We start from the raw sequence: 5,255 nt of genomic DNA, 5'->3' as shown, positions 1-5,255 counted from the left end.
GGCCGACCCCGATCATTCGCGTTGGCTGGGCGCCTTGCTGGCGCTGGCCTATCCCGATCGCATCGCGCAACAGCGCAAGCCCGGCGGCGCCGAATACCGGCTGGCCAATGGCCGGGCGGCGTTGTTCAGCGAAGTCGACGGCTTGATGAAACAGCCGTGGCTGGTGGTTGCCGATTTGGGCAGCCGTCAGGGCCAGCGTGAAGAGCGCATTTATCTGGCCGCCGAGTTTGATCCGGCGCTGCTGGACGGTGTACTCAGTGAGCAAGTCAGGGTGGTGGATCAGTTGGACTGGGACGAGCGCGAAGGGGTATTGCGCGCCGAACGTCAGCGAAAAGTGGGCGAACTGGTGTTAAGTCGTGAACCCCTGACCGGCCTTGATGAGGCGTCGCGGACTCAGGCACTGGTCAACCTGGTGCGGCGCAAAGGCCTGGAACTGCTCCCCTGGACGCCTGAACTGCGGCAATGGCAAGCGCGGGTGGCGTTGCTGCGTCAGCTCGATGTGAGCAGCCAGGGCCAAAGCGAATGGCCGGACGTGAGCGATGCGGCGTTACTGGCCGGGCTTGAAGACTGGCTGGGGCCGTACCTGGGGCGGGTGTCGCGGCTGAGCCATTTTGCCAACCTCGACCTGTCGAGCATTGTGCATAACTTGCTCAAATGGCCGCTGCCCCAGCGTCTTGATGAACTGGCGCCGCAACACATCAAAGTGCCGTCGGGTTCGTCGGTGCGTCTGGACTACAGCGAGCACCCGCCGATTCTTGCGGTGCGCCTGCAAGAACTCTTTGGCCTGGCAGACACCCCGCGCATCGCGGGCGGGCGGCAGGTGGTCAAACTGCACCTGCTGTCACCCGCCCGGCGCCCGGTGCAAGTCACCCAAGACCTGGCCAACTTCTGGCGCAGCACCTATGCCGAGGTGAAAAAAGACCTGAAAGGGCGTTACCCCAAACACTACTGGCCCGATGACCCGTTGGTGGCCGAAGCGACGGCCAGGGCCAAGCCGAGAAAGAGTTGAGGCCCTAAACCTTCACGCGGCGCCAAGGGCGGCGAGGTTGCAGTACTGGCCTTTGAAATACAGCAGTGGCTGCGTCGCCGCTGCTTCTTGCAGGTTTAACGCTTTGACTTCGCCGATCACGATCAGGTGATCACCGGCGACGTGCTCGGCGTGTATTTCGCAATCAAGCCAATGCAGGCTGCCCGCGATAACCGGGTTGCCCAGCGGCGATGGCTGCCAGTCGACGCCGTGCCATTTGTCGGTGCCTTTGCGCGCGAACTGGTTGGAAATCGCAACCTGCTCGCCGGACAGGATATTGACCGCGAACCGACCCGCCTGACGAATTCTCGGGTAGCTGGCTGAACTGGCCATAACGCTGAAAGACACCAGCGGTGGGCTCATCGACACGCTGTAGAACGACTGGCAGGTGAAGCCAATCGGCTCGTCATCCACGTGTGAGGTAATCACCGTGATACCGGATGCGTAGTGCCCTAGGGCTTCGCGAAAGCTCAAGGGTTCGATCGCCGTACGAAGAAGTGCCATGGTGGGTCCTGAATAGGGATAAGCCTGAAGTCGCCCGCTTAAATGGGCTGACTTCAGGCGTTACTCGTGTTTAAAGCCCGCAGGCAGTGCTTACTTCGACAGTTCTCTGCGGATGATCTCGGCGCCAGCCGTCAACGCTTGCAACTTGCCGCGTGCAACGTGACGTGGCAGCGGGGCCATGCCGCAGTTGGTGCACGGGTACAGTTTGTCGGCGTCTACAAACTGCAGCGCCTTGCGCAGGGTATTGGCCACTTCCTCGGGTGTTTCGATGGTGTGCGAGGCCACATCAATGGCGCCGACCATCACTTTTTTGCCGCGAATCAGTTCCAGCAGGTCCATGGGGACGTGGGAGTTGTGGCATTCCAGCGAAATGATGTCGATGCTGGATTGTTGCAGCTTGGGGAACGCCTCTTCATATTGGCGCCACTCTGAACCCAAGGTTTTTTTCCAGTCAGTGTTGGCCTTGATGCCATAGCCGTAGCAGATATGCACAGCCGTTTCACACTTGAGGCCTTCAATGGCTCGTTCCAGGGTCGCCACGCCCCAGTCATTCACTTCATCAAAGAACACGTTAAAAGCGGGTTCATCAAACTGAATAATATCGACGCCCGCCGCTTCCAGTTCCAGGGCTTCCTGGTTAAGGATTTTGGCGAATTCCCAGGCGAGTTTTTCACGGCTTTTATAGTGGTTGTCGTACAGCGTATCGATCATGGTCATAGGACCTGGCAGCGCCCATTTAATGGGTTGCGTGGTCTGTTGACGCAAGAACTTGGCGTCTTCCACAAACACCGGCTTTTGCCGCGCAACAGCCCCTACTACGGTGGGGACGCTGGCGTCGTAACGGTCACGAATCCTGACAGTTTCGCGCTTCTCAAAATCAACGCCGCTGAGGTGTTCAATAAACGTGGTGACAAAGTGTTGGCGTGTTTGTTCGCCATCACTGACGATATCAATACCGGCGTGTTGTTGTTCTTGCAGGGCCAGTAACAAGGCATCTTGTTTGCCTTCAATAAGTTCTTCACCTTGCAACTTCCAGGGCGACCACAGTGTTTCGGGTTGTGCTAACCAGGACGGTTTCGGCAAACTGCCGGCCGTTGAAGTAGGGAGCAATTTTTTCATGGTGGATAACCTTGTCTTAATAAGTCGTTAAAGAGCGTAATGGGCGGACCACTGCTCAAGAATGGCGTGGTGCGGCTTGATAAAGTGCTCTTCAACAAAGGTGCCTTGTTCAATCGCCAACCGGCTGCGTTCTTCTCGGTCGTAAACAATCCGCGTCAGTGAGTAATCCTGGTGTTTCAAACTCGGCTGATAAGCTTTGCCGGCGGCAGAGTTGGCGTTGTAAATCTCAGGGCGATAGATCTTCTGGAAGGAATCCATCGTGCTGATGGTGCTGATCAGTTCAAGGTTGGTGTAATCACCCAACAAGTCACCGGCAAAGTAAAAAGCCAGCGGTGCCACGCTGTTCGGCGGCATGAAATAGCGCACCTTCAAGCCCATTTTTTGGAAGTAATCATCGGTCAGGGAGTATTCATCCTGCTGGTATTCAACGCCCAGCACCGGGTGCTGGTTTTCCGTGCGCAGGTAGGTCCGGCTGCTCGACACGCTCAGGCAGATCACTGGCGGTTTGTTGAAGTGTTCTTTGTAGGTGTTTGAATTAACAAAGCACTTGAACAGTTGGCCGTGCAACTCACCAAAGTTGGCCGGTGTGCTGAACGTTGATTGGCCTTTATTGTGGTCCAGCAACAGCACGCTAAAGTCATAATCGCGCACATAAGAAGAAAAGTTATTGCCCACAATGCCTTCAATGCGCTCGTGTGTGTGCTGATCGATAATATGGGTTTTCAATATTTCAATCAGTGGCAGGGCATTGTCACTGCGCTCAGCATCAAGGCTCATGGCGACCGAAATGATTTCAAGTTCCACTGCATAACGGTCGCCCTTTGGGTTGTCCCAATGCGCCAGTGTATTGAAGTGGTTGTTAATCATTTTCAAGGTGTTGCGCAAATTCTCTTGGCGATGTTCGCCGCGCGCCAAGTTAGCAAAGTTGGTCGTAATGCGCGTCGTGTTTGAAGGCTGATAGTTTTCATCAAAGCGAATGCTCTTGATAGAAAATGTGAATTCTCTGCTCATTATGATCTGACGCCTTAATAGAAGAGATAAACCAGAACTGGGCTTTCTGGTTTATCTCTTGATAATCTTTATGTTGTTTCTAATTAAGGGGCATTCTGGACGAGAAGTTCAGCGATAGATAATGAATTGATTTCAGCAAATCGTTAGCGATGCTCATGATGCGCTGCCGAGCCCGCGGCAGCAGGGTTTGCCGGGTTACAGCTGACCCATCAGCCAGTCCTTGAACACCGCGATGGGCCGGTGATTGGCCTTGTGCGGCGGGATGAGCAGGTAGTAGGCCGTACCGGTCGGTGAAATGGAGTCGAACGGGATGCGCAGGGTGTTGTTGGCCAGCTCGTCCTTGACCAGAAAACGCGGCAACAGCCCGACCCCGATGCCCGATGACACCGCCTGGATCAGGTGGGTGGTGAGTTCGAATTGCGGGCCCAGCCTCAACCGGCCAGGTTGGCAGTTCTGCATTTTGAACCACTCCAGCCAGAGGTGCGGGCGCGGAGCGACCTGCAGCAACTGTGCAGAGCGAAGGTCTTCAGCGCAGGTGTAGCGTTCTGCCTCGGCATTGCTGCTGCCCACCAGCGGGACCAGTTCCTCATCGAAGAGCTTGTGCGAGACCACATGGTGCCAGACCCCTTCACCGACACAAATGGCGGCATCCAGCCCGGTGGTGGTGAAGTCGACGGTGCTCGCACGCGAGTGGATATGCACAAGGATTTCGGGGTGTTTGGCATAAAAATCACTCATGCGCGGCAACAACCACTTGGTGCCGAACGTCGGCAATACGCCCAAATGCAAAGACCCGCCGCCACTTCGGTAGGCAAGGGCTTGCATGGTTGCATCGCGAATTCGAGCCAGCGCTCCGGCAACTTCCACGGAATAAATGCGACCCACTTCCGTCAGCGTAATGTGCCTGCCAATTCTGTCGAAGAGCAAAACCCCCAGCAGTTCTTCCAATGACTGAACTTGTCGGCTAACTGCACTTTGAGACAGGCTTAGTTCTTCGGCCGCGCGCGTGAAACTGCCATGTCGGGCAGACGCTTCGAACGCCAGCAAGGAAGAGATTGAGGGGTTAAGTGTCCGAGGATTCATGCTGACTCTGCGTGAATAAATCGATGGTCGGGGTGGGAAAGCAGCGCTTTAAATCAAAGGGCCAGCATACGACATTTGCTTGATCAGCACAGCGCGAACAGCCGCACGGTCAAATACTCGGCCCATTAAATCCTGGGATTATGGTCTGAAACCGCCGTTTTAGAGGCTTTTGAGGGGCGCTCGAGCACCTGTAGGCAAAATTACCGCACATCTCATTCATGTGTTTTCTGCATGTATAGACGCATTTTTTCTCGGTTTGGATGTGGGCCTTGCTGTGGCAATCTTCGCGCCTTACTGCAATCGCGCATGGCGTCAAAGGCCTCGTCGGTTTGCTAGCTAACCGGCGCATGAACGATTTATTCAGATGAGGTGTTTTGCCAGATTAGTTAGACAGTGGTTTACCGCGATATCCATTAAGCCTAAAAAAATAAGAGTGGCGGCCGCAAAAACTGAGTGCAACACCTGACCTTTCCGGTACGGTGCTGCCACTATGTCCTATCACGAACTCAGT

5 protein-coding genes are annotated in these 5,255 nt (G+C 55.3%); 1 reads left to right on the top strand and 4 read right to left on the bottom strand.

The window, feature by feature from the left end; all coding sequences use genetic code 11:
* Positions 1-1,009 (top strand): ATP-dependent helicase C-terminal domain-containing protein (locus GHO41_RS28440; protein ID WP_305977955.1); only part of this gene is annotated, 1,009 nt, incomplete at its 5' end.
* A gap of 12 nt (positions 1,010-1,021) precedes the next feature.
* On the opposite strand, the gene GHO41_RS28435 is transcribed toward GHO41_RS28440, so the two are convergent.
* The 4 genes from GHO41_RS28435 to GHO41_RS28420 form a co-directional block, all read right to left on the bottom strand.
* Positions 1,022-1,531 (bottom strand): flavin reductase family protein, encoded by a 510-nt coding sequence (locus tag GHO41_RS28435; RefSeq protein WP_153435279.1) that lies wholly within the window; start codon positions 1,529-1,531, stop codon positions 1,022-1,024.
* A 90-nt stretch (positions 1,532-1,621) separates the two neighbouring features.
* Positions 1,622-2,650, bottom strand: a complete 1,029-nt coding sequence (locus tag GHO41_RS28430) for a methionine synthase (protein WP_048367510.1) — start codon at positions 2,648-2,650, stop codon at positions 1,622-1,624.
* 27 nt (positions 2,651-2,677) lie between these two features.
* Positions 2,678-3,661 (bottom strand): DUF1852 domain-containing protein, encoded by a 984-nt coding sequence (locus GHO41_RS28425; RefSeq protein ID WP_153435278.1) that lies wholly within the window; start codon positions 3,659-3,661, stop codon positions 2,678-2,680.
* A 195-nt stretch (positions 3,662-3,856) separates the two neighbouring features.
* Positions 3,857-4,744, bottom strand: a complete 888-nt coding sequence (locus GHO41_RS28420) for a LysR substrate-binding domain-containing protein (protein WP_048367506.1) — start codon at positions 4,742-4,744, stop codon at positions 3,857-3,859.
* Positions 4,745-5,255: the final 511 nt, after the last annotated feature.

The organism is Pseudomonas sp. FSL R10-0399 (genome assembly GCF_009600165.1).
Taxonomy (GTDB): Bacteria; Pseudomonadota; Gammaproteobacteria; order Pseudomonadales; family Pseudomonadaceae; genus Aquipseudomonas; species Aquipseudomonas helleri.
Note: the sequence above shows the minus strand (reverse complement) of the source record. Positions and strands in the feature narration are given on the sequence as shown.

Coding starts and splice junctions, on each gene's coding strand:
- GHO41_RS28435 (WP_153435279.1), bottom strand. CDS start 1,531: ATGGCACTTCTTCGTACGGCGATCGAACCCTTGAGCTTTCGCGAAGCC.
- GHO41_RS28430 (WP_048367510.1), bottom strand. CDS start 2,650: ATGAAAAAATTGCTCCCTACTTCAACGGCCGGCAGTTTGCCGAAACCG.
- GHO41_RS28425 (WP_153435278.1), bottom strand. CDS start 3,661: ATGAGCAGAGAATTCACATTTTCTATCAAGAGCATTCGCTTTGATGAA.
- GHO41_RS28420 (WP_048367506.1), bottom strand. CDS start 4,744: ATGAATCCTCGGACACTTAACCCCTCAATCTCTTCCTTGCTGGCGTTC.